We start from the raw sequence: 3313 nt of genomic DNA, 5'->3' as shown, positions 1-3313 counted from the left end.
AGTTAAGTTTCAGTCGTATTCTTGAAAATATCTGGAATATCATAAGCGATGCTAACAATTACATAGCACAAAAAGAACCTTGGAAACTTGCAAAAACTGATATTGAAGAGCTCAAAAAAGTAATGTTCAATATTTGGAATGCTCTACGGCTTACTGCCATTTCGGTCTGTCCTTTCATGCCCGAAACCGCTGAAAAAATATGGAAACAGCTCGGGCTTAAATCACTGGAAAAAGATATTAAACAGAGCTGGTTAGTAAAAAGGGATGAAGAAGACTATCCTGAGATTTTTGAATGGGATTGGAAACCGCTTTATGAAATAAAAGTTTTAAAAGCAGAGCATCTGTTCCCGAGGATTGAAAACAAAAAATGAATTTTTCAAGGGGAGAAATAGTATTTCAGCTCATTCTTTGTTGAGTCGAACTGCGGATTTATTTTGCCATCTCCCCTCATATCTGTTTTAAGATAATGGGGTGATCGTGCAGAATGCAGACTACATAATTCGTGCTGATTATCTGCTTCCAATGGATGAGAAGCTGAGCGTAATAAAAAACGGAGCTCTTGCAATTCATGGAAAAAAGATACTGGATGTTGACACTTATGATGCAATCTCAAAAAAATATTCATCAGAGAATGTAATCAACGGCGCTAATCGTGTTGTCATACCCGGATTAATCAATACACACACACATGCTGCAATGGTTTATTTCAGAGGAATTGCTGACGACCTTCCATTAAAAGAATGGCTTGAAGAACACATATGGCCTGCTGAAAAGAAATGGTTGAGTTCTGAGTTTGTTGCTGATGCAACAGAGCTTGCATGCTTGGAAATGCTAAAGGCAGGCATTACAACTTATAATGACATGTATTTTTTCGAAAACGCTTCTGCAATATCTATAAAGAAACTTGGGATGAGGGCTGTGCTCGGCACAGGGCTGCTTGATTTTCCTACAGTTGAAGCAAAGACAACAGATGAATATTTCAATAAAGTTGAAAAATTCATAAAGACTTGGGAAAAAGATGAATTAATTATCCCATGTATTGCCCCTCATTCTGTTTATACCTGCGGACCTGAAACACTTAAAAAGGCAAAACAAGCAGCTGACAAATATAATGTTCCGATTCATATCCATGTATCAGAGGCAAAATGGGAAGCAGAAGAAATTACGGCTAAATATGGCATGAGACCTGTTCAATTTCTTGATGAACTTGGTTTTCTTAATGAGCGTATTATTGCAGCACATTGCGTATGGCTTGATGAAAATGAGATAGAGACTCTTGCTAAACATAAAGTTGGAGTTTCTCACTGTATTGAAAGCAATCTCAAACTGAGTTCAGGGATTGCGCCTGTGCCACAGATGCTTAAGGCAGGCATAAAAGTCAGTCTTGGCACAGACGGTGCAGCAAGCAATAATGACCTCGATATCTTGAGCGAGATGTCAACAGCAGCAAAAGTCCACAAGGCAATTTTTAATGATCCGACAGCGCTTGATGCAAAAACAGTTTTATTAATGGCAACAAAATGGGGAGCTGAGGTTCTTGGACTGGGCAGGATTACAGGAAGTCTTGAAAAAGGAAAGGCTGCAGATGTTGTAATGTTAAATCTTGACAAGCCTCATCTTACACCGCTTTATGATATTTATTCTCATCTTGTGTATTCAGCAAAGTCATCTGATGTCGAGACAGTTTTTGTTAATGGCAAACTTGTGGTTGAAAACAGAAAGCTTTGCACTGCTGACGAAGAAGAAATATTGGTTAAAACCAGAGAGTGGAAAAACAAGATGGGATAACTTGTCAGACTTTTACCGAATTAAATGACGTTTACAATTTTATTGCTTTAAGCTATACTCTTCATATCTTTTGGAGTTGAGAATGCCTCAATAGACTTTAAAAGTCTTTGAGGTATTTTATTTTTTCAAAAGTAAAAGGAGACAAATATGGAAAAGAAGCTTTATGTAGGCAACATCTCGTTCCAGGCAACAGAAGAGGATTTAAAGGAACTTTTTGCAAAATCAGGAGAGGTAGAGTCTGTGAAAATAATCACTGATGCCCAGACAGGAAAACCTAGAGGATTCGGTTTTGTTGAGATGGCTACCCGTGAAGATGCAAAAAGAGCTATAGAGTCAGTCAACGGCATGATGTTAATGGAAAGGGCGCTTGTAGTAAATGAAGCTAAGCCCCAGCAGAAAGAAAACCGCGGCGGTTTCGGCGGGAACAGAAGAAGCGGAGGCGGTTTTGACAGAAATAAGGGCAGAGGACGGAGATAATCTTGGTTATAAAAGTTCATGAAAATGATCTTGAAAGAGCGCTTAAATCTCTTAAACGCCAACTTCAGAAAGAAGGTCTTTTTAAGGAAATAAAGCAGAGGAGTTTTTATGAAAAGCCCTCTGTGAAAGAAAAACGCAAGCAGAGAGAGGCTAGGAAAAAAAGACTCAAGGCATTGAGATTTAAGAGGTCGGAATAAAAAGGTGTAAAATTCAAAAATGAATTTTACATTTCTCTCCTTCCTTCAAGCGCTTTGCCTAGTGTAACCTCATCAGCAAATTCAATGTCGCTTCCGATAGGAAGTCCGTATGCAATACGCGTGATCTTAATGTTAAAAGATTTTAATGCATCTCTTATGTATTGAGCTGTCATTTCTCCTTTAGTGTTAGGATTTGTAGCAAGTATTATCTCTAATATCCCGTCATTCTTAACCCTTCGCACAAGCTCTGCTATTTTAAGTTTATCCGGAGTAATGCCGTCTATCGGGGAAATCGAGCCAAGCAGGACATGATATAAACCGTTGAATGTTCGTGTCCTTTCAACTACGAGGATATTGCTTGGTTCTTCAACTACACAAATTCTTGTCTTATCTCTTGATCCATCTCTGCATATATCACATGGCTCTGAATCAGTAATGTTAAAACATCTGCTGCAGAATCTTGCTTTGTCTTTAACATCTATTATTGCGTGTGCAATTTCTTTTGCATTTTCTTCTGACATTGTGAGCATAAAGAATGCAAGTCTCTGAGCAGTTTTTCTGCCTATGCCTGGTAATTTCGTGAGCTGATTTATAAGGTTTTCAATAATGCCTTGTGCCATGAATTATGGCATCTAGAATATCTGTAAAAGTCTTTTGTTGTCAACTTGACTTTGACTTCCAATATGGTTTCTTTATAGTGTAAAATTAAGCCATGGCATCAAAGATAGGACAGATACTAGTAACATCAGGAGCAATAACAGAAGACCAATTAAGAGAAGCGCTTTCACTTCAGAAGCGAAACGGCGGAAGGTTAGGCGCGAACCTGATAAAACTAGGGCACATAACAGAAG

General features: G+C 38.3%; 5 protein-coding genes. 4 read left to right on the top strand and 1 reads right to left on the bottom strand.

Going from position 1 to position 3313, the window contains the following annotated elements; all coding sequences use genetic code 11:
* From LLF28_08775 to rpsU, 4 genes are all read left to right on the top strand, one after another.
* A partial coding sequence (locus LLF28_08775) for a hypothetical protein (GenBank protein MCE5195522.1) occupies positions 1 to 371 on the top strand: 371 nt, incomplete at its 5' end.
* Positions 372 to 471: 100 nt separating this feature from the next.
* Positions 472 to 1788 (top strand): amidohydrolase, encoded by a 1317-nt coding sequence (locus tag LLF28_08770; protein ID MCE5195521.1) that lies wholly within the window; start codon positions 472 to 474, stop codon positions 1786 to 1788.
* A 147-nt stretch (positions 1789 to 1935) separates the two neighbouring features.
* Positions 1936 to 2265, top strand: a complete 330-nt coding sequence (locus LLF28_08765; protein MCE5195520.1) for an RNA-binding protein — start codon at positions 1936 to 1938, stop codon at positions 2263 to 2265.
* 2 nt (positions 2266 to 2267) lie between these two features.
* Positions 2268 to 2462, top strand: a complete 195-nt coding sequence (gene rpsU / locus LLF28_08760) for a 30S ribosomal protein S21 (GenBank protein ID MCE5195519.1) — start codon at positions 2268 to 2270, stop codon at positions 2460 to 2462.
* Between the two features lie 26 nt (positions 2463 to 2488).
* On the opposite strand, the gene recR is transcribed toward rpsU, so the two are convergent.
* Complete coding sequence (gene recR / locus LLF28_08755; protein MCE5195518.1) at positions 2489 to 3082, bottom strand: recombination mediator RecR; 594 nt, start codon at positions 3080 to 3082, stop codon at positions 2489 to 2491.
* Positions 3083 to 3313 lie beyond the last annotated feature (231 nt).

This window comes from Nitrospiraceae bacterium (genome assembly GCA_021373015.1).
Lineage (GTDB): Bacteria > Nitrospirota > Thermodesulfovibrionia > Thermodesulfovibrionales > UBA1546 > JAJFTJ01.
Note: the sequence above shows the minus strand (reverse complement) of the source record. Positions and strands in the feature narration are given on the sequence as shown.